Genomic DNA, 21180 nt, shown 5'->3' with positions numbered 1-21180 from the left:
CAGCGACAGAGAGGACGACGCGCACGTGACGGCAGCCCACGAACCAGCCCAGCCATTGCCAATCCGGGGCCCCACTCCAAAAAGCCCGCCTCACAGCGACAACGAGCGACAACGCGTGGAACATCGTGCTGCCCGGGTTGGCCATCATCACGGTGAGTACCTCACTCAACTCGATTTCGCGTAACCGCCCTGTTGTGTCCACACCGCACCCTGCCGAAAGACTCCGACACCAGGACCCGACGGCGAACCGGCCGGTCACCCTATCCGCAGGTTGTCGCTGAGAGGCGGAAAAACCGGACACCGAGTAGAGTCGGCCGGAGCTGCAGCCGCTCCACGCGCGTCGGTGAGACCACCACGCCGACGGGTTGCCTATCCTCGGCTCGTGAGCGAGTCGACCGACGACCCAGTGATCATCCACACCGATGGCGGCTGCCGCCCCAACCCCGGCCCCGGCGGCTGGGGCGCGGTGCTGCGCCAGCGCCACCACGTCCGGGAGATGTTCGGCGGCGAAGCCGAGCAGACGAGCAACAACCGGATGGAACTGACCGCGCCCATCATGGCGCTCGAGGCCCTGACGCGGCCCGTGGTGGTGCACCTTTACACCGACAGCACCTACGTCCGTAACGGCATCACCAAATGGGTACACGGCTGGGCACGCAACGGCTGGCTGACTGCCGCGAAACAACCCGTGAAGAACGTCGACCTGTGGCAACGCCTCCAGGCCGCCTGCGCCCGGCACCAGGTCGAATGGTTCTGGGTGAAGGGTCACTCGGGAGTCACCGACAACGAGCTGGCCGACGTGCTGGCCACGCGCGGCTTGCAGGAAGCCGTAGCAGCCGCCGCTCAGGACCTCGCCGGATAGCAACGAACCACCACCACCTGCTCAGCGCTACTCCCGCCGGACCTCGTCCGGGGACTTGTCCGGGCGCAACCCGCGCCAACTCGGGTGCCGCAACCGGCCGTCGGAGGTCCACTGGCCGTAGCGGACCTCCCCGACATGCACGGGCTCCACGAACGTCACTCCGCGCGCATCCGGGCCGGTAAGCCGTGCGTTGAAAGGGGATTCGTCGGTACGCAACGGCGTCAACAGCTTCTTGAGCTTGGCCAGTTCCTTGTCGCTGAACCCGGTGCCCACCCGACCCACAAAATCCAAGCCTCCTCGTTCTGGGCCGCCCGGGATTCCCATCAGCAGCGCCCCGATGCCGGCGGACCGGCCGCCCTCGCCCTGTCGCCAGCCGCCGATCACCACCTCCTGCGTGAACCAGTTCTTGTCCTTGATCCACGACGACGAACGGCGGCCGGGCTGATACGTCGCCTCCCACTTCTTGGCGACGACACCCTCCCAGCCACGGTCGGCCGAGTGCTTCAGCGCCTCGGCCCCGTCGCCGGGGATCTGCTCGGGCACAATCAGATTCGTCCCGTCGGCCAGCGTCTCGAGCAGCTTGCGCCGGTCCCGGTACTTGGCGTTCAGCAGCGAACGCCCGTCGAGATAGAGCAGGTCAAAGGCCCAGAACTCGATGCGGGTGGCCCGCGCCCGATTCTGCATCTCACCGAAGCTGGGCACCCCGTGCTCGTCGAGCGCGACCACCTCCCCGTCGAGCAGGACGTGATAGTCGGCCAGGTCGGCGGCCAGGGAGCGAAGCTGCGGGTACTCCTTGGTGACGTCGCGGCCGCTGCGCGAGCGCAATCTGACGGCGCCGTGGTCGGCGTCGAACAACAACCGGTAGCCGTCCCACTTACCCTCGAACGCCCACTGCGCGGCCTTGAGTTTGGCGACCGAGCCGTGTGTGGCCAGCATGGGCGCCAGATCCGACGGCTGCGGCTGCGGCTGATCCTTGGTGCGGTGGGCCAGCCAGTTCTTGCCGTCGGTCTGGATCAACGCGTAGCGCCCGGACACCTTGTCCCCACGCAGCGTGACGATCACCTCGCCCTTCTGGCCGGGCTCGGGGGGATCGCGGAACTTCTCCGCCTCGTAGGTGCCCGAATCCCAGATGATCACCTTGCCGCCGCCGTACTCCCCCTTCGGGATGGTGCCCTCGAAGGTCGCGTACTCCAGCGGGTGGTCCTCGGTGTGCACGGCCAGGTGATTGACCGACGGGCTCTCGGGCAGATTCTTCGGAATCGCCCACGACACCAGCACGCCGTCGCGCTCCAGCCGGAAGTCGTAGTGCAACCGCCGGGCGTGGTGCTCCTGGATGACGAACGTATTATTCTCCCCCACTGCGGGTTTCGCCGACGGGACCGGTTCCGGGGTGCGGCCGACATCGCGCATGGACCGGTAGGTGGTCAACCGGTCGGGCACCGGCACCGCCTCGTCGAGCCCGTCGAGCAGATCCCCGTCGCGCGCGACCCGGTCGAGCACCTCGTCGTACCGCAGCTGCCGCAGATCCGGGTCGTCCAACTCCTCCCAGCTGCGCGGTGCGGCGACCGTAGGCTGCGCCCGGCCCCGCATCGAATACGGCGCGATGGTGGTCTTGGCCGCCGAGTTCTGGCTCCAGTCGACGAACACCTTGCCCGCCCGCAGTTTCTTGGTCATGGTCGCCGTGACCTGCTTGGGCATGGCCTGCTCCAGTTGCTGCGCAACGCGTTTCGCCAACACCGAGGCGCCGCGCGAGCTGACCGGCTCATCCAGCGGCACATACAGGTGCACGCCCTTGCTGCCGCTGGTCAGCGGAAAGGTGCGCAGCCCGAGGTCGTCCATCAGCGCCCGCACCTCCCGCGCCACGCCGCAGATCAGGTCCATCCCGACGTCCTCACCGGGGTCGAGGTCGAACACGATGCGGGTCGCCGGGCCCGGCTTGTCGTCGACGAAACGCCATTGCGGCACGTGGACTTCCAGGGACGCCTGCTGCGCGATCCAGGCCAGGCCGTCGACGCTGTCGATGATCGGATAGGTGGTGGTGCCCGACCGGTGCGTCACGCTGCCGCGCCTGAGCCACTCCGGCGCCGACGACGCGAGTTGCTTCTCGAAGAAATCGCCCTGCTCGACCCCGTTGGGCCAGCGTTTGCGGGTGACGGGCCGCCCGGCGATATGCGGCAGCATGACCTCGGCGACGCCGACGTAATAGTCGAAGACCTCGCCCTTGGTGGTGCCGGTTTCCGGATACAGCACCTTGTCTGCGTTGGTCAGCTTGACCTGCGACTCCAGCGAACCCATCGAAGACCAACGTATACCTTGCTAGCGTGGCGGGTATGGCACGCGCCCGATGGGTCCTGGCCGCGCTCGGGATGGCAGCGGCAATTCTCGGCGCCCCGGCTGCGACCGCGGATCCGGACAATCTGCTGCCCTGGTGCTCGGGCGACCAATCGCCGATGGACAACTACTGCAAGGTGGCGCCGTCGCAGGTGTTCACCCACGACCACAGCCCCGGCGCCAACCCCGAAACCCCGCTGGGACTCGATCCCGGCGAACCCGCGGCGATCGGTTAAGACCCCGACAATGTAGATCCGTTGGTCCATACTGGAAAAATGCGGTCCATCTGGAAGGGTTCGATTGCCTTTGGCCTGGTGAACGTTCCGGTCAAGGTATACAGCGCCACCCAAGACCACGACCTCAAGTTCCATCAGGTCCACGCCAAGGACAACGGCCGCATCCGGTACAAACGGGTCTGCGAGGAATGCGGCGAGGTGGTCGAATACCGCGACATCGCACGCGCCTTCGAGTCCGACGACGGCCGCAGTGTGGTGATCACCGACGAGGACATCGCAACGCTGCCCGAGGAACGCAGTCGCGAGATCGACGTGCTGCAGTTCGTCCCCGCCGGTGACATCGATCCGATCATGTACGACCGCAGCTACTTCCTGGAGCCCGACACCAAGTCGACGAAGTCCTATGTGCTGTTGGCCAAGACGCTCGCCGAGACCGACCGCATCGCTATCGTGCATTTCGCGTTGCGCAACAAGACCCGGCTGGCCGCGCTGCGGGTGATGGACATCAACAAGCGTGAGGTCATGACCGTCCACACCCTGTTGTGGCCCGACGAGATCCGCGACCCGGATTTCCCGGTGCTCGATTCCAAGGTGGAGATCAAGCCGGCCGAACTGAAGATGGCCGGGCAGGTCGTCGAATCGATGGCCGACGACTTCAACCCCGACCAGTACCGCGACGACTACCAGGAACAACTGCGCGAACTCGTCGAGGCGAAACTCGAGGGCGGCGAGGCGTTCACCGTCGAGGAACAACCCACCGCGCTCGACGAGGAGACCGACGACGTCTCCGATCTGTTGGCCAAGTTGGAGGCCAGCGTCAAGAAGCGGCGCGGCGGCGCCACGGACACCGATTCCGACGACGACTCCGATTCCGACGACGGCTCCGAGGGCGGGTCGGCCAAGAAGAGTTCGGCCAAGAAGGCGCCGGCGAAAAAGGCCGCCAAGAAAGCCCCGGCCAAGAAGTCCGCCGCGAAGAAGGCCCCCGCCAAGAAGTCCCTGGCGAAGAAGACCGCCAAGAAATGAGCGCGCTCAGACCCGGGCCGCGGGAGCGGCTGATCAGCACGGCCATCGCGATGGTGCAGGAACGCGGCGTGCACGCCACCGGCCTGTCGGATCTGCTCCGGCGCAGCTCCGCCGCGCGCAACTCGATCTATCAGCATTTCCCGGGCGGTAAGCAGGAGCTCATGGTGGCCGCCACCGAGACCGCGGGGGAGGTCGTCGTCGCCCGTATCGACCGACTGGCCGAGACCGGCGATCCGGCCGAGGTGCTGCGGGCCCTGATTGCCGGCTGGATCACCGAGTTGGAGGAGTCGGACTTTCGGGCCGGCTGCCCGATCGCCGCGGCCGCGCTGGTCGGCCCGGACGAGCCGGCGATCACCGCGGCGGCCGCGGGAGCCTTCGCCAGATTGCGCGGGCGGCTCGCCGCCGCCCTGACCGACGCGGGCCAACCGGCTGCCGAGCGCACCGCGTCGGTGGTGATCAGCGCCATCGAGGGCGCGTTGCTGCAGGCCCGCGCGGCGAAGTCGGTGCAACCGTTGCGCGACGTCGAGGCCGCGTTGCCCCGGCTGCTGTCCTCGGCCTAGCCGGCCTGCTGCTGCAGGCTGACCGATGCGGTGTTGGCGTCCGCGTCGGCGGCGATGCCCCACCCCTTGGCGGTGACCGCCAGGGCCGTGCGGTCGCCGCGAAACAGGTCCCGGGAGTACTCACACGGCGTGCCGCCCTGGTCGTAGGTGACGCGGGTGATCAGCAGCAGCGCCGCATCCGGCTTGATGCCCAGCAGCGCGGCCTCGCTACCGGTGGCATTGACGGCCTCGATGCGTTCCTCGGCGCGGCCGGTGACGAAGCCGTAATGGGTTTCCAGGATTTCGTAGAGGGAACCGCCCAGCTGCTGCTCCAGCAGACCGGGGAAGCTGTCGGCGGGGAACTGGGCGTTCTCCAGCGAGATCGGCGAGCCGTCGGCCAGGCGCAGCCGCTGGATCTCGACGACGTAGTCGTTCTCGGAGAGTCCCAATGCGGTTTGGGCGGGCGGTTCGGCCGGCGTAATGCGGGTCGAGAGCACCCGGGTGCCCGCGACGTAGCCCTGGCTGGTCAGGAACGCCGGCACCCCGACGACGTCGGACAGGCTGCGCTCGACCTGACCGTGGCTGATGAAAATGCCTCCGGCGCGGCCGATCACGCGGTGCACCAGACCGGCCTCCTCCAGCGCCGCCAGTACCTGGCGCAGGCTCGAGCGGCTGGTGCCGTACTTCTCCGCCAGATCCCGTTCGCTGCCCAGCTTCTCCCCGGACGTCCCCGCGTTGATGTCGGCGACGATCCGTCGACGCAACTCCTCGCTGTGGCCGGACACGGCTCCCCCTCCCTGACGGCCTATTGGTACCGCCAAATCCTAGCCAGCCGACCTCAGAGTTCGGCGAGCGCCTGATGCGACTCGGGCAGGATCTGTCCGCCGTCGACAACCAGGCTCTGACCAGTGATGTAGCCGGCCTCGTCGGTGGCGAAGAACAGCGCCGCGTTGCCGATGTCGGCCACCGTGCCGAGCCGGCCGGTGGGTACGGCGGACGCCATTTGGTCCAGGTAATCCTGACCCATTCCGTCCAGGCCCTCGGTCATGACGTTGCCCGGCAGCACGGCGTTGACGGTGATGTTCTTGTTGGCCAGCTCCATCGCGGCGGTCCGCAGGAAGCCCAGCTGGGCGGCCTTGCTGGCACCGTAATGCGACCAGCCCGGGTAGCCGGTGATGGGCCCGGTGATCGACGAGGTGATGACGACGCGGCCGTGTCCGCTGTCGGTCAGGGCCGCCAGCGCGGCCTGCACGATGTACACGGTGCCCTTGAAGTTGACGCCCAGGACTTCATCGAGCTGCTCGGGCGAGAGGTCCTCCAGCCGCGCCGACGGGAAGATACCGGCGTTGGCGCACACGATGTCGAGACCGCCGTGGCGCTGCACGGCCTCGGCCACCACGCGCCGCGAATCCTCCGGGTTGGCCACATCGGCCTGGCACGCGCTGACCGTCCCCGGCGCGTCGGCCAGATCGGCGACGGTGCGGTCCAGGTCGGCCTGATTGCGCCCGGTGATCACCACGTTCACCCCCGCGTTGGCGAACGTCTGCGCGATTCCGCGACCGATGCCCTTGCTGCCACCGGTGACGATGGCGGTGCGGCCTGCGAGCGAAGTGAACATTACGAACCCCTTCCCGAAATGGTCGGCCCGGCTCAGTACAGACGCCGGCCGTTGGAACTCAGATAGTGTTCGGCCAGCGCACAGCTGCCGGCTGCGTAACTGATTGCCTTGGTGGCAGATTCGCGCGAGTGCGAATGACTGCCCATCCACGCCAGCAACAACAGCCGGCGCAGCAACACGAAGGACGCCAGCATGTCCTCGTCCGCCGCGGACATCTCCCCGCGGCTGCGGTAACCGGCGACCCAGGATTCCTGCCACTCGGGCAGCGCGGGATCATCCTCGATGAACGACACCGCGGTCCCGAAATCGTAGAAATACCAGCCGAATCCGCAGTCATCGAAGTCGATCACCGTGATCTCGGGCGGATCGACCAGCAGGTTGGCCAGCCGCAGGTCCGCGTGGATCAGGCCGTAGCGGTCCGGCCCGTTGCCGTACTCGTCGAGCCGCTGCCGCAGCAGCGCCTGCGCCCGTCCGAGCAGTTCGGTCTCGGCCGCACCGACGCCCTGCGCGTCGTGCCAGCGGCCCCACCGCGGCTGATCGCCCAGGCTGTGCTCCCAGTCCCAGGAGAACCGGCCGAAGCCTTCCGGGCGCTGCCAGCCCCGCGAATGTTCGTGCAGCCCGGCGGTGATGGTCCCCAGGGTGTGGAAGTCTCCGACCGTCAGCGAGTCCTCGTCGGGTTCGGCCCCGCCGATCATGTCGAAGTGCACCACGTACCGGTCGACCCCGTCGTCGGTCACGGTGACCAGCCGACGTCCGTCGCGGGCCGGCAGCACCGTGGGCACCGAGATGTCGCTCTCGACCTGCAGTGCCTGCAGCCAGTCCAGCTCGGATTCGATCTCGTGCGCCCGGTGGTAGTTGCGCCGGTGCACCCGCAGGATCGACTTGGTGCCACCGTCGTCCACCAGGTAGGTGGCGTTCTCCGACAGGTTCAGCAGCTGCAGCGACGCCTCCGCCGACATGTCGTATTCGACGAGGGCCCGCCGAGCGACGTCGATGTCGTCGGCGATCACGCCGTTCTCACTGCTCATCAGTGGTCCCGCCCTTCGATGCTGGCCAGCACCTCCGTGATGCGGTCCCGGGCCACGGTGACATCGGCGGTGCTGCCGCTGATGTAGAGCCGCCCCGCGGCACCGATCATCTGCACGTCGACGAGGGTGAGCCCGGGCGCGGCACGCTCGGCCTCGTTGGCGGCCACCGCCGCGAACAGCGCCGGGGTCATCTCGTAGACCAGCAGTGACTGGCCCGGCAGGATCATCGACGCCTGCCGGTTCCGGTTGAGGATCACCGCGTGCTGATCGGTGATGTCGGTGATGATGTCGTGGTAGAGCACCCGCGGTCGCAGCTGATCGGCGGCCTTGTTGCCGGTGCCGGCCAGGATCGCCTCGCCGGCCCGCTGCACGTCGGCCAGGCTGGCCGAGTGGATCTCCAAGACGCCGAACTGCCGCTCCACGTAGAGGATTCCAGGCTGGATCTCCGGAACCTCGCGCAGCGCCAGATCGATGACCCGCTCGATGGCAAGAGCGGGCGACACCTCGACGATCAGCGCGTGCTCACCCTCGTAGGGCGGATAGCCGCGGGCCCGCGTCGGTGTACCCAGATAGCCGGCGAACTGTCGTTGCAGGTCCTCCACCAGCAGGTACACCCGGATGTCGGTGCGCTGTGCTGTTTCGGCCTTGCTCTCGGGCGCAACCATTGTGCGCCTGCTACTTTGCGGCGACCGAGAAATGCGCCCCGAGCTCGTTGTGCGGCCGCGGGATCACATGCACGCTCACGAGTTCGCCGACCTGCGCGGCGGTCTCGGCACCGGCCTCGGTGGCGGCCTTGACCGCACCGACCTCACCGGTGACGATGACGGCGACCAGGCCGTCGCCGACCTGTTGACGGTCGGTGATGGTGACGTTGGCGGCCTTCACCATGGCGTCCGCGGCGGCGAGCGCAGCCACGTAGCCCTTGGTCTCGATCAGCCCGATTGCGTTGCTGGCCATGATTTCTCCTTATTTGTTGTGCGGCTACGAACCGCTGGGGTTGCTGTCGATAGATCCGATGATGAGCGCGTCGACCGGCGGCGGGGTGCCGGTGAACCAGTTGGCGGCGACCGAACCCTGGGCGATGAGGACATGTTCGCCCACTCCGCTGCCCAACACGTCGAACGCGATCATCCGGGTGTCGGTGCCGTCGACCTGGACCTCGAGGAAGGCCCCGGCCGGGATGCCCTCGATGCGCCGCGACGCCCACACATTGCCGGTCACGGTGGCTGCGATCATTTAGCGCTCCTTCTCGATCGTGATGCCCATGGCGCGGGCCTTCTCCCGGGCCAGCGGAGTCAGCACCGCGCGGCGCCCCAGCACCAGGGTGCCGCCGGCCAGGTCGGCGATGTGGCGTTCGGTCACCGCGCCCCGATCGATGCGGTGGGTGGCCCCACCCCCGACGGGGCCCGGGGTTCCGGCCAGGCCGAACCGTAGCCGTCCGGCCTTGAGGTCGGCGCGGGTCTTCGGGTTTTCGAACAGCCGCAACAACTTCCGGACGAAGCCGTCCAGGTCGGCGTCGTTGGTCAACCGCACCGTCTCGGTCCGGTTCTTGCCATCGACGGCCCGAGGCCCGGTGGGCTCGACACCGAATTGCTCAGCAACAGTGGAGGGCGGCGGGGCCGGAGTCGGCGTGGGAGCCGGACGCTGCGCCACGTTCAGGCCGGCCACCGCGTCGCGCACCACCTCCCGGACCAGCGCGCGCAGTTCGTTGCGGTCGATGCTCACGGGGCGCTCCGCAGCAGCGCCTCGCGGGCGGCGTCGGCGGCCTGGCGGACATCGGCCTCGGCGCCCGACAGGTACACCCGGCCGGTGGCGCCGATCATCCGGAAGTCGACGACCTTGACGTCGGCGGCCTTCTCGGCCTCGTTGGTGGCCAGGATGGCATACGACGCGGGTTGCACCTCGAGGACGAACAGCGATTCGCCGGGCAGCACCATGGAGCCGATCTTGTTGCGGTTGATCAGGAATGCGTGCTGGTGATCAATGCTGGAGATGATCCGCGACGCCAGGATGGTGGGGCGCACCGCGGCGTCGATGTCCCCGCCCAGCGAGTCGAGCGCCGCGTCGGCCGCGGCCTTGACCGCGCCGGTCTCGCCGTGGAACTCCAGATACCCGAACTGGCGCTCCACCACCAGGATTCCTGCCTTGACCTCGGCGTGCTTGAGCGCGACATCGGTGACGCCCTCGATGTCCAGGCCGGGAGCCACCTCGATGATCTGGGCGGCCATGTTGGCCCGCGGCAGCGCACCCTTGATCCAGGTGCCCAGGTAGGACATGGTCTGCGGCTGCAGACGATCGATGAAGATGAAGGAACGCAATTCGGCCACAGCTGTCACCTCTTGATCAGTTGAGCGAGTTCTTCGACGACCAGTGCCCGAAGTTCGGCGCGCAGCGCGTCCAGGTTGGGGTCGGACCGCTGGGCGGTCGACGCCGCAGCCGGGTAGCTGCGGCCGGTCACGATCGGTTGCCCGCCCCGGTCATTGGACGCGCGCGGATACTGCGGCACCGGTCCGGCCGGCGGCTGCCACGGGTTGATACCGGTGAAGTCGCCCATCGGCACGTCGGCGGCGCTGTTGTAGGCGATGCGCGCCCAGTTGATCAGGTTGTGCGGCTGCAGGTTCTCGCCGATGGAGCTGCGCCCGACGAATCCGGTGCCGATGGTCATCGACGGCGCCAGGTTGGTGTCCAGTCCGGAGCTACCCGTGCTGTTGCCGACGTTGACCGACACCCGCAGCACCGGCACCTGGACGGTGAAATCGGTGATGACGGCGGGGTTTTCGCTGTGGATGGCCGCCGAATGTCCGGCGCCGCCGATCCGCACCACGGCCCGCGCGGCCCGGATACCGCGGCTCGCGTCCACCGCGGTGGTCATGCCCAGCACCGGCGAGAGCTTCTCGTGGGCCAGCATCTCCTCGGAGATGACGTCCGCGAACGGGGCGATCAGCACCCGTGTCTTCGGGGTGACCCGGAGGCCGGCCTGGCCGGCGATCCAGCTGGCGTCGCGGCCGACCACCTCGGTGTTGAGGTGCCCGTCGGCGAACATGTAGGCCCGCAGCCGCCGCGCGCCGTCCTCGTCGAGGATGTGGGCCCCGGCGCGGGTCAGCTCCGAGCGCAGCTTGTCGGCGATGGCGTCCTCGGCGATCAGCACGGACTCGTTGGTGCACAACACCGAGTTGTCGAAGGCCTTGCTGTCGACGATCCGGCGGGCCGCGGCGGCCACGTCGGCGCTCGCGTCGACGAACACCGGTACGTTCCCGGGCCCGACGCCCAGCGCGGGATTGCCCGACGAGTAGGCCGCGCGGACCACGCCCGTGCCGCCCGTCGCGACGATGACGTCGGTGCGGTCGTCGGCCATCATGGCCTGCGTCAGCTCGATGGACGGTTCGTCGAGGACCTGCACGATGCCGTCGGGCGCGCCGGCGGCCACCGCGGCGTCGGCCAGCAACCGGGCGGCATCCGCCGAGCAGCGCTTGGCCCGCGGGTGCGGCGCGACGACGACCGCGTTGCGCGTCAGCAGCGCCAGCAGCACCTTGAAGTACACCGTGGACACGGGATTGGTGGTCGGCGTCAGCGCCAGCACCACCCCGGCCGGCCGCGGGATCTCCACGATCTTGCGGGCGGCGTCGACGCGCGGCGACACGAAGTCCTCGCCGCGGTAGTGCTCCAGGATCCCGCGCGAGCAGGCCTGGTTCTTGATCACCTTGTCGGCGACGACACCCATGCCGGTCTCGGCGACGGCCTCGGCCGCGAACCGCTCGGCCTCCGCGTATCCGGCGTCGGCGACGGCGGCGGCGATCGCCGTCACCGCGGCCTGGTCGTAGTCGGCGTAGGCGGCGGCGGCCCAGCGGGCCCGCTCCAGCACCTGGCCGGCCTGCGCAAAGCTGGTCATCGAGATCTCCGTCCGGTGGCGGCCACCCGCGCCCGGCCCACCGCGACTTCGAGGCGGTCCAGGACGTCCTCGCACAGCTCGCGTGCGAGCAGAAGGCCCGGTTTGAACTGCAGCACACGGGGATCCAGGGTCGAGAAGATCGCCCACACCCCGTTCTCGTAAAGCTCACGCATGACGAACTTGGCGCCCTCGGGATGGTCGAACTCCAACCCGATCACCACGCCGTTCTGCCGGATGCCGACAAACCAGTCCGGGTAGTCGGCCTGGATGCGCCGCAACCCCTGGTCGAAGATGTCGGAAATGTAGTGGACCATCGACCGCACCTCGGGGCGACCGCTGATCTCCAGGGTCTTGATGGCGGCCACACAGCCCAGTTCGGCGCCGCCGAAGGTGGAGATGTGACCGAAGCCGTCCTCGTCGAGCCACTGCGCGGCCCGATCGCTGAGCAGCGCCGCGGTGATCGGATACATGCCGCCGGACAGGCCCTTGCCGGTCACCATGATGTCGGGTTCGATGCCGTGCTTGGTGATGGCCCACATCTCGCCGGTACGCATCAGCCCGGTCTGCACCTCGTCGGCGATGTAGAGGGCGCCGTATTTCTCGGTGATGCCCTTGACCGCCTCGAGGTAGCCGGGCGGGGGCAGCGGGAAACCGTAGGTGGCCGGGATGGTCTCCATGATCACCGCAGCGACGTCGTTGCCGGCCAGGGCCTGCTCCATGGCGGCGACGTCACCGAACGGGACCTGGATGAACTCGTCGGGCTGGTCGGCCAGGAACATCTTGGCGAAGCGGTCGTCGCCGGTGGCCACCGCCAGGCCGGTGTGGCCGTGGTAGGCCTTGACGATCGAGACGATCTTGCGGCGCTTGGTGGCGTGGCGTGCGCTCTTGAGCGCGATGTCGATCGCCTCGCCACCGCCGGAACCGAACGCCACCTTCTTCAGGGAGGCCGGCGCCGACTCGATCAGGCGCTGCGCCAGCGCGGTGCGGGCCACCGACGGGAAGTGGTGGTTGCCCACGTCGAAGTGCGTCATGCCCTCCGAGATCGCCTGCATCACTTCGGGATTGCGGTGCCCGAGGTTGTAGGTGCCGCCGTTGAGATGCATGTCGATGAGGCGGCGACCGCCCATATCCCACAGGAAATAGGCCTCGCGGCGGTCGATCACCAGGTCGACGCCCGAATCCGTCCAGAACTGGGTCTTGTCCGGGTTCCAGAACGTCTTGGCCCGGTCCAGCACCTGCGCCTTGGTCTCGAACGCGAACGTGCCGTAGTCGTACATGCGGCTCCTCTTGCTGTGGTCCCCCACACCATAAATGGCTAGTCCATTTACCGCAATGGTTTCGGCGGATGTTTCCCATTCTTCGACCATTCGGCGCCGCCGATGTCCGTGCCGTTTACATCGACGTTACCTCGCGGAAGCGACCGACTGTCAACATTAATCGTCGCTACCGGCGTTGAGTCCCCAGCGTTCCGTCAGAAAATCGACGCGCGCTAGGGGTTGCGACAACCTATTTGGTCATGCCAATATCCAACTGTTCTGGATGTGACGCGCACCATAGCGTGGCGCGCACATGCACAAGCCCCGAGGAGTCCCTAGATGACCAGTCCCCACCAGCACACCGGCTTCGGTGTGGAAAGCCACGTCGAATCGCAGGACTACCTGAAAAAGCGCGAGCTCAGACGGGGCACCGCGGGGTGGCTGCTGCTGGCCGGCCTGGGCGTCAGCTACGTCGTCTCGGGCGACTACTCCGGCTGGAACTTCGGACTGGGCCAGGGCGGCTTCGGTGGCCTGGCCATCGCCGTGGTCATCATCGCCGGCATGTACCTGGCGATGGTGCTCGGCATGGCGGAGCTCTCCGCCGCGCTCCCGACCGCGGGTGGCGGCTACACCTTCGCCCGTCGCGCGCTGGGCCCGTGGGGCGGATTCGCCACCGGAACCGCGATCCTCATCGAGTACGTCATCGCGCCGGCCGCCATCGCGACGTTCATCGGCGCGTACGTCGAATCGCTGAATCTCTTTGGCATCACGGATGGTTGGTGGGTCTACCTGGCCGCCTACATCATCTTCATCGGCATCCACCTGTCCGGCATCGGCGAAGCCCTGAAGCTGATGTTCGTCATCACCTCGATCGCCCTGATCGGCCTGATCATCTTCTTCGTCGCGGCCGCCGGGCAGTTCGACAGCGCCAACCTCACCGACATCGTCCCCACCGACGCCGCGGGCGCCTCGTCGATGCTGCCCTTCGGTTACCTGGGCATCTGGGCGGCGTTCCCGTTCGCCATCTGGTTCTTCCTGGCCATCGAGGGTGTGCCGCTGGCCGCCGAGGAGACCGCGAACCCGGAGCGCAACGTGCCGCGCGGCATCATCGCCGGCATCAGCGTGCTGATGGTCACCGCGACGCTGTCGCTGATCCTGACCACCGGCGCCGGCGGCGCCGAGGCCATGTCGGAGTCCGGTAACCCGCTGGTGGAGGCGCTCGGCGACAGCGGCTGGGCCAAGGTGGTCAACTACATCGGCCTCGCGGGCCTGATCGCCAGCTTCTTCGGCGTCATCTACGCCTACTCGCGCCAGCTGTTCGCGCTGTCGCGCGCCGGCTACCTGCCCAAGGCGCTGTCGATCACCAACCGCCGCAAGGCCCCGGTCCTGGCGCTGGTCATCCCCGGCGCCATCGGCTTCGTCCTGTCGCTGACCGGTCAGGGCGACCTGCTGCTGAACATGGCCGTGTTCGGTGCCGCGGTCAGCTACGTGCTGATGATGATCAGTCACATCGTGCTGCGCATCCGCGAGCCGGAGATGCCGCGGCCCTACCGAACCCCCGGCGGAGTGGTGACCACCGCTTTCGCGTTGGTCGTCGCGGTCCTCGCGGTGGTGGCCACTTTTCTGGTCAACAGCACCGCCGCACTGTTCACCCTGGCGGTGTTCGCGGGGTTCATGCTGTACTTCGCGCTGTACAGCCGGCACCGGCTGGTCGCCAACTCGCCCGACGAGGAGTTCAACGTCCTGGCCGAGGCCGAAGACGAGTTGCGTTAACCCGCAAGGGTGTCGACCGCACCGCGGAAGACGAACGGCAGGGCCGCCGATGCCGGCACCACGGCACGGCGGCCCGCTGTCGTCGCGGTGCCGAGCACCAACGCGCGGGTCAACCAGCGGTACCGGCGCGTGATGCGGTGCCAGTCGCGTTCGTACTGCGCGGGCCGGTCGGCGACGATCGCGGCCACCGCGGCCCCGGCCTGCTTGACCGCCAGGCTCATCCCCTCGCCCGTCAGCGCGTCCTCGTAGCCGGCGGCGTCGCCGACCAGCAGGACCCGGCCCGCCACCCGGCGCGACACCACCTGCCGCAGCGGACCGCAACCGCGTTCGGCACCCCGCGGGGCCCCGGCCAGTCGGCGTTCCAGCGCGGGAAACCAACTCAGATCGTGCCGATGCCGGCTCAGGATCGCCACCCCCACCAGGTCGGGCTCCACCGGGGTCACGTAGGCCTCGCCCAGCGCCGACCAGTACACCTCCACGAATTCCGACCAGGCGGGCACGGAGTAGTGCCGGCGCAAGCCCACCCGTCGGGGTGAGCCCACCTTCGTCGGGATCCCGACCAACCGGCGCACCGTCGAGTGCAACCCGTCGGCGGCCACCAGGTAGCGCGCCCGCACCCCCGCCGCGGCCACCCCCAAGGCGTCCTGGTGCAGCTCGGTCACCCGGTCCGGAATCCATTCGGTGTCAACTTCTTTGGCGCGACTTGCCAACGCGGCGTGCAGCGTGGTGCGCCGCACGCCGCGACCGGGTCCGTCGCGGAAACAGGCCTGGACCCGACGCCGCTCGTCGAGATAGGTGATGCCCCGAAACGGCATCCCGACGGGATCCACCCCCAGTTCGGCGAGCACCGCGAGGCCACCGGGCATCAATCCCTCCCCGCAGGCCTTGTCGATGGGCGCTGTTCGGGGTTCGGCGACGACGACCGAAAGGCCCTGCGCCCGTGCGTGCAGCGCGGCCGCCAGCCCGCCGGGGCCGCCACCGACGATCAGCAGGTCGGCGTCATAGTCGGGCATCGGTGTAGCCCAGCGCGGCGTTCTCGACCCGGATCCGGACCGTCAACAGCAGCGCATTGGCCACGGTGAACACCACCGCGGTGATCCAGGCCGAGTGCACCAACGGCAGCGCAATCCCCTCGGCCACCACGGCGACGTAGTTGGGGTGGTGCAGCCACCGGTAGGGCCCGCTGCGCACCAACGGCGCCTCGGGCAGCACGATCACCAGCGTGTTCCACCGCCGGCCCAGCGTCGCGATGCACCACCACCGCAGCCCCTGGGCGGCCAGCACCACCGCCAGCATGGTCCAGCCCAACCACGGCAGGAACGGCCGGTCCAGCAGCCACACCTCGACCACGCAGCCGATCAGCAGGGCGGCATGGATGACGACCATGACCGGATAGTGGCCGCGGCCGAATTCCTTGCCGCCGTGGGCGAACGCCCATCGCGCGTTGCGCTTGGAGACGACGAGCTCCGCGAGGCGTTCCAGCCCGACCGCGGCAATCAGCAGGTAGTACATGCTCACCACTTCAACAAGACGAGTTCGGCGCAGAAGCCGGGACCCATTGCGACCATCATTCCCAGCGAGCCGGGCTCCGGCGGGTCGGCCAGCGTGGCCCGCAGCACGTCGAGCACCGATACCGACGACAGGTTCCCGTTCTCCCGCAGAGATTCCCGCGTCCGGTCCAGCGCCGTCGGCGCCAGGTCCAGCACCTGCTCGACGGCCTCGATGACCTTGGGGCCGCCCGGGTGACAGACCCACGTCCCGATGTCGCCCGGCGTCAGCCCGAACTCGGCCAGGAACAGGCTGACGTCCTCGCCGAGATACTTGTGGGCAACGGTCGGTACGTCCGCGGACAGCACGATCTTGAAGCCGAACGCCCCGATCTGCCATCCCATCACGTCCTCGGTGTCGGGATAGAGCCGGCTGCGGCTGGCGAGCACCTGCGGACCCGCTGCCGCGCGCCGCGCCCCGGTGGCCACCACGGCCGCCGCGCCATCGCCGAACAGGCTGGAGGCCAACATGTTTGCCGTGGAGTGGTCGTCCCACTGGATGGTCAGCGAACACAGCTCGACGGCCACCAGCACCGCGACCTGATCCGGGTAAGCACGCAGATAGTCATGCATCCGCGCCACTCCGGCCGCCCCGGCCACGCAGCCGAGCCCGAACAGCGGCACCCGCTTGACGTCGGGACGCAGCCCCACCCGGGTGGCCAGCCGGGCGTCGAGGGTCGGCACCGCCAGCCCCGTCACCGTCGTGGAGAAGATGGCGTCGACCTCGTCCGCGCGCACCCGCGCCCGGTCCAGGGCCTCGCGCAGCGCACGTTCCGACAACGCAAGTGCCACATCCAGATAGACCGCGTTGGCCTCGGTGAAGTCGGTCAGGTCCCGATAACGCTCCAAGGGCAACGCGAGGTTGCGCATCCGCACGCCGCTGCTGCTCGCGAACCGGGTGAAGGCGTCGCCGGCGGCGGAGGAGACCAGCGCGGTCACCTCGTCCTGGCTGTGCCGATGCGGGGGAAATTCCACCGCGGAGGCGGCGAGCGTGGGCGCCGCACTGGTTTCGTTCATGAATCAAAGGTATGCCTCAAACGGGCCGCGCACACGGGTACCTGCCGCCGCCATTTCTCCACGGACGTCCCCGAATTCCCGCCGCTACCAGCGGACTACACGTCCACCCGAGGTCAGGTAGCACTCGGCGAGCTCACAGCTACCTTCGGCGTAGCGGGCCAGTTTGGTTCGGGATTCCAGCGCATGGTCGTGCGTGCCCATCCACGCCAACAGCTTGAGCCGACGCAGCATGACGAAAGACGCCAGCATCTCCTCGTCGGCGGCGCTCACCGTCCCGGCGGTACGGTAGCCCGCCAGCCACGCGTCCTGCCATCGCGGCAACGCCGGGTCGTCCTCGATGAAGGACACCGCGGCGCCGAAGTCGTAGAAGAACCAGCTGAATCCGCAGTCGTCGAAGTCGATCGCGGTGATGTCGCCGTCGTGCACCAGCAGGTTGGCCAGCCGCAGGTCGGCGTGCATCAGTCCGAACCGGTCCGCGCCGCATCCGTAGGCCCGTAGCCGCTGTTCCAACAAATCCTGCGCGCGCCCCAGCAGCCGACGCTGCGGGGGCCCCACCCCGACCGAGTCCTGCCACCGGCCCCAGCGGGGCCGCTGCCCGAGGCAGGACTCCCAGTCCCACGCGAACCGGTCGAACCCCGGCGGCCTCCGCCAGCGCCGGGCGTGGTCGTGCAACGCGGCGGTGATCCGCCCCAGGTGGTGAAAGTCGTTGTCGGTCAGCAGGTTCTCGTCGGGGTGGACCCCCGGGATCTGCTCGAAGCACACCACCTGGCGGGGCCGGTCGTCGACGCCGTCGACGGTGACCACCCGGGTGCCGTCGCGCGCGGCGCGCACCTGCGGGACCGACACCGCACCGTCGGCGCGGATCGCGGCGAGCCAGTCGAGCTCGGACTCGATCTGGTGGCGCTCGTGGTACCCGTGCCGATGCACCCGCATGATCAGCGGCTCGCCGGTGGCGGCGTCGGTCAGGGCGAAGACGGTGTTCTCGGAACGGTTGACCAACTTCAGCTCGGAATCGGGCGCCACGTCGTAGGCGCCCGAGGCCGTGGCCGCGATCCGCGCAGCCAGATCGTCGTCGTCCGAACTCACGGTGCGAACCTACCGCCCGTCGCCGGCCCCTTGCTAGCGTGGCCGCGATGATCCTCGACAAATTCCGACTCGACGACCAGGTTGCCGTGATCACCGGCGCCGGCCGCGGCCTGGGCGCGGCGATCGCGGTGGCCTTCGCCGAGGTGGGCGCCGACGTCGTCATCGCCGCCCGCACCCGCCCCGAACTCGAGGCCGTCGCCGAGCAGGTCCGCGCCGTCGGTCGCCGCGCGCACCTCGTGGTGGCCGACCTGGCACATCCCGACACCACCGCCGAGCTCGCGGCGGCCGCCGTCGAGGCGTTCAGTCGCCTCGATATCGTGGTCAACAACGTCGGGGGCACCATGCCCGCGCCGCTGCTCAACACGTCGACAAAGGAACTGCGCGACGCCTTCACGTTCAACGTCGGCACCGCGCACGCGCTGACCGCGGCGGCCGTCCCGCTGATGCTCGAGCATTCCGGCGGCGGCAGCATCATCAACATCACCTCGACCATGGGCCGATTGGCCGGCCGCGGATTCACCGCCTACGGCACCGCGAAAGGGGCGCTGGCGCAGTACACCCGGCTGGCCGCGCTGGACCTGTGCCCCCGGATCCGGGTCAACGCGATCGCCCCCGGTTCGATCCTGACCTCGGCGCTGGACGTCGTCGCGAGCAACGACGAACTACGCGAGCCCATGGAGCGGGCGACGCCGATGCGGCGCCTCGGCGACCCGTCCGACATCGCCGCCGCGGCGGTCTACCTGGCCTCGCCGGCTGGCAGTTACCTGACCGGGAAAACCCTGGAAGTCGATGGCGGGCTCACCTTTCCGAACCTCGACCTGCCTATACCTGACCTTTGATGGGTCGGGGCTATACACTCTCAGCTGACATCCAGGTTTCTCAGTAGAGGGGTTTTCGCCAATGCGCGTGCTGCGTCTGATCGTTCCCGCCTTGATGGCGGGAGGTGCCGCCGCGGCAATCATCGCCGCGCCCGCCGCCGCTGCAAACCCCCTGAACCCCAATTGCGAAGTGACCAGCCAGGGCGGCGGCTTCGCCGGCGGCTCCACCACGCAGTGCAGCAGCCCGGGCAACACCCAGATCGTTTCTCGGCCCCCGGTGTACGCGATGCCGTGGTACGGCGACCCGTTCTACGGCGCCGGGATGGTCTTCTAACCGGTTTCACCGGCCGGCGCTCGGTCGCCGGCCGCGGACGACGGGTTCAGGTCGCGGGTTTCACTGGCCGCGGGTGACCGCGGCCGGCATATTTCGGCATGCCGCCGGCTTGACGGCCGGCCACCCAGTTATCCCCAGTTGCGGTTTCGTCCACAGACCACCGCACTCAACGTGGTCCCGGGCGGGGATTCACGCGAATATAGAACATGTGTTCGATACCCCGCCGCCCTCCGCGACCGCGCTGGTTGACGCCGACGATGCCGCGGTAGCCGCGGCCATCGAAGGCTGGGCCCGGCTGACCGCCGCTGCGGATGCCCAACGGCTGGGCGCGATTGCCGAATTGGCGGATCGCCGACTGCGAGAAGCCGAGCACCAGGATTGGGCCTGCGACGACTGGGATGCGGCTGCAGCCGAAGTCGCGGCCGCCCTCAATGTCAGCCACGGCCGTGCGCTGCGGCAGATCGACCTCGCCCTCGCCCTGCGCGACCGACTGCCCGCCGTCGGCGCGATGTTGCGTGCCGGTGCCATCACCACCCATACGGCCGCCGTCATCGTCGATCGCACTGCCCTGGTAGAGGATTCCGAGGCGCTGCAGCGCCTCGACGCTGCCATCTCCGAACGCGCCGCCAATTGGGGTCCGCTGTCGGACTACAAGCTCAAGCAGGCCCTCGATGTGTGGATCGACCGCATCGACCCGGGTGCGTTGCGTCGCACCCGCGACAACGTCCGGTCCCGCGATTTCGTCGTCGGCGGCCGCAACGACGACGCGGCCACCACCGAGGTCTGGGGCCGCCTACAGCCCACCGACGCCCTGCGCCTACAACAACGTCTGACGGCCATGGCGCGCGGTGTGTGCCCGGACGACCCGCGGACCCTGGCCCAGCGCCGGGCCGATGCGGTCGGCGCGCTCGCGGCGAACTCCGAGCACCTCAAGTGCCTGTGCGGCAACCCCGCCTGTTCGGCCGCGACCGACGACGGGCGGGCCACGGGTGTCGTCATCCATGTCCTCGCGGAGACCGCCGCCACCCGAAGCGCGCCCGATCCACTGATCCACGGCGACGGGCGGATCCCCGAGCCGCCCGCACCTGCCCGACCCGCGGCCTCGCCCGACACCGCGGCAGCATCGTGCCCCAACCCCGCCGCGCCACCGAGCCCCACGCCCGTCGCGGCACCCGACACCGCCGCGCCGCACGACACCGCCGCACCGCCGAGCCCCGCCCCGGGTCCCACCCCGCCGGCGCTGCTCATCGGCGGCGGCCACCTGCCCGCCCCGCTGCTTGCCGAGTTGATCCAGCAGGGCGCGCAGGTCAAGCCGGTGACCGCGCCGAACCCGAACCCCGAAAACCGATACCGCCCCTCGGCCGCCCTGGACACCTGGATTCGGCTGCGGGATCTGACCTGCCGCTACCCGGGCTGTGACCAGCCCGCCGTCACTGCGGACATCGACCACACCACGCCGTATCCCGCCGGACTCACCCACCCGGCCAACCTGAGTTGTCGATGCCGAAAACATCACCTGCTCAAAACCTTCTGGGACGGCTGGACGGACATCCAAGCCCCCGACGGCAGCATCACCTTCACCACGCCCTCGGGGCGGCGCTATGTCACCAAACCCGGCGCGGCGCTGCTCTTGCCGGCCTGGGACATCACCACCACTCCGGTCGCGAACGGGCGACCACCCGATCACGGCCCCGGGCGGGCCCTGATGATGCCGAAGCGCCGCCGTACTCGCGCGCAATCCCGCGCCGCCTACATCAAGGCCGAACGCGCCCACAACGACGCCTACGTCGCCGAACGCAACGAGCCGCCACCCTTCTGAACTG

At 68.8% G+C, this 21180-nt stretch carries 23 protein-coding genes; 8 read left to right on the top strand and 15 right to left on the bottom strand.

Going from position 1 to position 21180, the window contains the following annotated elements:
* Positions 1–382: 382 nt before the first annotated feature.
* Entirely contained in the window at positions 383–862 is a 480-nt protein-coding gene (gene rnhA, locus R2K23_RS04315; protein WP_316514570.1) for a ribonuclease HI, read from the top strand.
* A gap of 27 nt (positions 863–889) precedes the next feature.
* On the opposite strand, the gene R2K23_RS04310 is transcribed toward rnhA, so the two are convergent.
* Entirely contained in the window at positions 890–3157 is a 2268-nt protein-coding gene (locus tag R2K23_RS04310; protein ID WP_316514568.1) for an ATP-dependent DNA ligase, read from the bottom strand.
* Positions 3158–3192: 35 nt separating this feature from the next.
* On the opposite strand from R2K23_RS04310, the gene R2K23_RS04305 reads away from it, so the two are divergent.
* The 3 genes from R2K23_RS04305 to R2K23_RS04295 are packed head-to-tail and all read left to right on the top strand — an operon-like array spanning position 3193 to position 5012.
* A complete protein-coding gene (locus R2K23_RS04305; RefSeq protein WP_316514566.1) occupies positions 3193–3429 on the top strand; it encodes a hypothetical protein in 237 nt (78 codons plus the stop codon).
* A gap of 39 nt (positions 3430–3468) precedes the next feature.
* Entirely contained in the window at positions 3469–4452 is a 984-nt protein-coding gene (gene ku / locus R2K23_RS04300; protein WP_316514565.1) for a non-homologous end joining protein Ku, read from the top strand.
* Positions 4449–5012: a TetR/AcrR family transcriptional regulator gene (locus R2K23_RS04295; protein ID WP_316514563.1), complete on the top strand. Its 564-nt coding sequence runs from the start codon at positions 4449–4451 to the stop codon at positions 5010–5012. Before ku ends, R2K23_RS04295 begins: the two co-directional genes overlap by 4 nt.
* Here the strand turns inward: R2K23_RS04295 and R2K23_RS04290 are convergent.
* From R2K23_RS04290 to R2K23_RS04245, 10 genes are read right to left on the bottom strand one after another with little or no spacing between them, the layout of a single operon-like run.
* Positions 5009–5776: a GntR family transcriptional regulator gene (locus R2K23_RS04290; RefSeq protein ID WP_316514561.1), complete on the bottom strand. Its 768-nt coding sequence runs from the start codon at positions 5774–5776 to the stop codon at positions 5009–5011. The genes R2K23_RS04295 and R2K23_RS04290 overlap by 4 nt on opposite strands.
* Before the next feature lie 53 nt (positions 5777–5829).
* Positions 5830–6609, bottom strand: coding sequence for a 3-oxoacyl-ACP reductase FabG (fabG, locus tag R2K23_RS04285; RefSeq protein ID WP_316514559.1), 780 nt, complete (start codon positions 6607–6609; stop codon positions 5830–5832).
* A gap of 32 nt (positions 6610–6641) precedes the next feature.
* On the bottom strand, positions 6642–7637 hold the full coding sequence (locus R2K23_RS04280; RefSeq protein ID WP_316514557.1) for a phosphotransferase enzyme family protein: 996 nt from the start codon (positions 7635–7637) through the stop codon (positions 6642–6644).
* Positions 7637–8302, bottom strand: a complete 666-nt coding sequence (locus tag R2K23_RS04275; protein WP_316514555.1) for a microcompartment protein — start codon at positions 8300–8302, stop codon at positions 7637–7639. Before R2K23_RS04275 ends, R2K23_RS04280 begins: the two co-directional genes overlap by 1 nt.
* Positions 8303–8312: 10 nt before the next feature.
* Positions 8313–8594, bottom strand: a complete 282-nt coding sequence (locus R2K23_RS04270; RefSeq protein ID WP_316514553.1) for a BMC domain-containing protein — start codon at positions 8592–8594, stop codon at positions 8313–8315.
* A 24-nt stretch (positions 8595–8618) separates the two neighbouring features.
* Positions 8619–8873, bottom strand: a complete 255-nt coding sequence (locus R2K23_RS04265) for a EutN/CcmL family microcompartment protein (RefSeq protein ID WP_316514551.1) — start codon at positions 8871–8873, stop codon at positions 8619–8621.
* Positions 8874–9362: a hypothetical protein gene (locus R2K23_RS04260; RefSeq protein WP_316514549.1), complete on the bottom strand. Its 489-nt coding sequence runs from the start codon at positions 9360–9362 to the stop codon at positions 8874–8876.
* On the bottom strand, positions 9359–9964 hold the full coding sequence (locus tag R2K23_RS04255; protein WP_316514547.1) for a BMC domain-containing protein: 606 nt from the start codon (positions 9962–9964) through the stop codon (positions 9359–9361). The genes R2K23_RS04260 and R2K23_RS04255 overlap by 4 nt, the downstream gene beginning before the upstream one ends.
* Positions 9965–9969: 5 nt before the next feature.
* Complete coding sequence (locus R2K23_RS04250; protein WP_316514545.1) at positions 9970–11526, bottom strand: aldehyde dehydrogenase family protein; 1557 nt, start codon at positions 11524–11526, stop codon at positions 9970–9972.
* A complete protein-coding gene (locus tag R2K23_RS04245; protein WP_316514543.1) occupies positions 11523–12803 on the bottom strand; it encodes a class-III pyridoxal-phosphate-dependent aminotransferase in 1281 nt (426 codons plus the stop codon). The genes R2K23_RS04250 and R2K23_RS04245 overlap by 4 nt, the downstream gene beginning before the upstream one ends.
* Before the next feature lie 318 nt (positions 12804–13121).
* Here R2K23_RS04245 and eat point away from each other — a divergent pair, with 318 nt between their 5' ends.
* The gene (gene eat / locus R2K23_RS04240; protein ID WP_316514542.1) at positions 13122–14555 is read left to right on the top strand and encodes an ethanolamine permease; all 1434 of its coding nucleotides are present in this window, start codon (positions 13122–13124) and stop codon (positions 14553–14555) included.
* On the opposite strand, the gene R2K23_RS04235 is transcribed toward eat, so the two are convergent.
* The 4 genes from R2K23_RS04235 to R2K23_RS04220 form a co-directional block, all read right to left on the bottom strand.
* Positions 14552–15568, bottom strand: a complete 1017-nt coding sequence (locus R2K23_RS04235; RefSeq protein WP_316514541.1) for an NAD(P)/FAD-dependent oxidoreductase — start codon at positions 15566–15568, stop codon at positions 14552–14554. The genes eat and R2K23_RS04235 overlap by 4 nt on opposite strands.
* Positions 15555–16067, bottom strand: a complete 513-nt coding sequence (locus tag R2K23_RS04230; RefSeq protein ID WP_316514538.1) for an isoprenylcysteine carboxyl methyltransferase family protein — start codon at positions 16065–16067, stop codon at positions 15555–15557. The genes R2K23_RS04235 and R2K23_RS04230 overlap by 14 nt, the downstream gene beginning before the upstream one ends.
* A 2-nt stretch (positions 16068–16069) precedes the next feature.
* The gene (locus R2K23_RS04225; RefSeq protein WP_316514536.1) at positions 16070–17119 is read right to left on the bottom strand and encodes a type III polyketide synthase; all 1050 of its coding nucleotides are present in this window, start codon (positions 17117–17119) and stop codon (positions 16070–16072) included.
* An 84-nt stretch (positions 17120–17203) separates the two neighbouring features.
* Complete coding sequence (locus tag R2K23_RS04220) at positions 17204–18205, bottom strand: phosphotransferase enzyme family protein (RefSeq protein ID WP_316514534.1); 1002 nt, start codon at positions 18203–18205, stop codon at positions 17204–17206.
* Between the two features lie 47 nt (positions 18206–18252).
* Here R2K23_RS04220 and R2K23_RS04215 point away from each other — a divergent pair, with 47 nt between their 5' ends.
* The 3 genes from R2K23_RS04215 to R2K23_RS04205 all read left to right on the top strand — a co-directional run bounded on the left by R2K23_RS04215 (position 18253) and on the right by R2K23_RS04205 (position 21176).
* Complete coding sequence (locus R2K23_RS04215; protein WP_316514533.1) at positions 18253–19044, top strand: SDR family oxidoreductase; 792 nt, start codon at positions 18253–18255, stop codon at positions 19042–19044.
* Between the two features lie 61 nt (positions 19045–19105).
* Positions 19106–19357 carry a hypothetical protein gene (locus R2K23_RS04210; RefSeq protein WP_316514532.1) on the top strand — a complete coding sequence of 84 codons (252 nt, stop codon included), beginning with the start codon at positions 19106–19108 and terminating at the stop codon, positions 19355–19357.
* Between the two features lie 208 nt (positions 19358–19565).
* Positions 19566–21176 (top strand): HNH endonuclease signature motif containing protein, encoded by a 1611-nt coding sequence (locus tag R2K23_RS04205; RefSeq protein ID WP_316514530.1) that lies wholly within the window; start codon positions 19566–19568, stop codon positions 21174–21176.
* Positions 21177–21180 lie beyond the last annotated feature (4 nt).

The organism is Mycolicibacterium sp. MU0050, from assembly GCF_963378085.1.
In the GTDB taxonomy this organism is placed as follows: Bacteria; Actinomycetota; Actinomycetes; order Mycobacteriales; family Mycobacteriaceae; genus Mycobacterium; species Mycobacterium wendilense.
The sequence above is the reverse complement of the archived record's forward strand: the minus strand, read 5'-3'. Positions and strand labels throughout refer to the sequence as shown.

Coding starts and splice junctions, on each gene's coding strand:
- R2K23_RS04310 (WP_316514568.1), bottom strand. CDS start 3,157: ATGGGTTCGCTGGAGTCGCAGGTCAAGCTGACCAACGCAGACAAGGTG.
- R2K23_RS04305 (WP_316514566.1), top strand. CDS start 3,193: ATGGCACGCGCCCGATGGGTCCTGGCCGCGCTCGGGATGGCAGCGGCA.
- ku (WP_316514565.1), top strand. CDS start 3,469: ATGCGGTCCATCTGGAAGGGTTCGATTGCCTTTGGCCTGGTGAACGTT.
- R2K23_RS04295 (WP_316514563.1), top strand. CDS start 4,449: ATGAGCGCGCTCAGACCCGGGCCGCGGGAGCGGCTGATCAGCACGGCC.
- fabG (WP_316514559.1), bottom strand. CDS start 6,609: ATGTTCACTTCGCTCGCAGGCCGCACCGCCATCGTCACCGGTGGCAGC.
- R2K23_RS04280 (WP_316514557.1), bottom strand. CDS start 7,637: ATGAGCAGTGAGAACGGCGTGATCGCCGACGACATCGACGTCGCTCGG.
- R2K23_RS04275 (WP_316514555.1), bottom strand. CDS start 8,302: ATGGTTGCGCCCGAGAGCAAGGCCGAAACAGCACAGCGCACCGACATC.
- R2K23_RS04270 (WP_316514553.1), bottom strand. CDS start 8,594: ATGGCCAGCAACGCAATCGGGCTGATCGAGACCAAGGGCTACGTGGCT.
- R2K23_RS04265 (WP_316514551.1), bottom strand. CDS start 8,873: ATGATCGCAGCCACCGTGACCGGCAATGTGTGGGCGTCGCGGCGCATC.
- R2K23_RS04250 (WP_316514545.1), bottom strand. CDS start 11,526: ATGACCAGCTTTGCGCAGGCCGGCCAGGTGCTGGAGCGGGCCCGCTGG.
- R2K23_RS04245 (WP_316514543.1), bottom strand. CDS start 12,803: ATGTACGACTACGGCACGTTCGCGTTCGAGACCAAGGCGCAGGTGCTG.
- eat (WP_316514542.1), top strand. CDS start 13,122: ATGACCAGTCCCCACCAGCACACCGGCTTCGGTGTGGAAAGCCACGTC.
- R2K23_RS04235 (WP_316514541.1), bottom strand. CDS start 15,568: ATGCCCGACTATGACGCCGACCTGCTGATCGTCGGTGGCGGCCCCGGC.
- R2K23_RS04230 (WP_316514538.1), bottom strand. CDS start 16,067: ATGTACTACCTGCTGATTGCCGCGGTCGGGCTGGAACGCCTCGCGGAG.
- R2K23_RS04225 (WP_316514536.1), bottom strand. CDS start 17,119: ATGAACGAAACCAGTGCGGCGCCCACGCTCGCCGCCTCCGCGGTGGAA.
- R2K23_RS04215 (WP_316514533.1), top strand. CDS start 18,253: ATGATCCTCGACAAATTCCGACTCGACGACCAGGTTGCCGTGATCACC.
- R2K23_RS04210 (WP_316514532.1), top strand. CDS start 19,106: ATGCGCGTGCTGCGTCTGATCGTTCCCGCCTTGATGGCGGGAGGTGCC.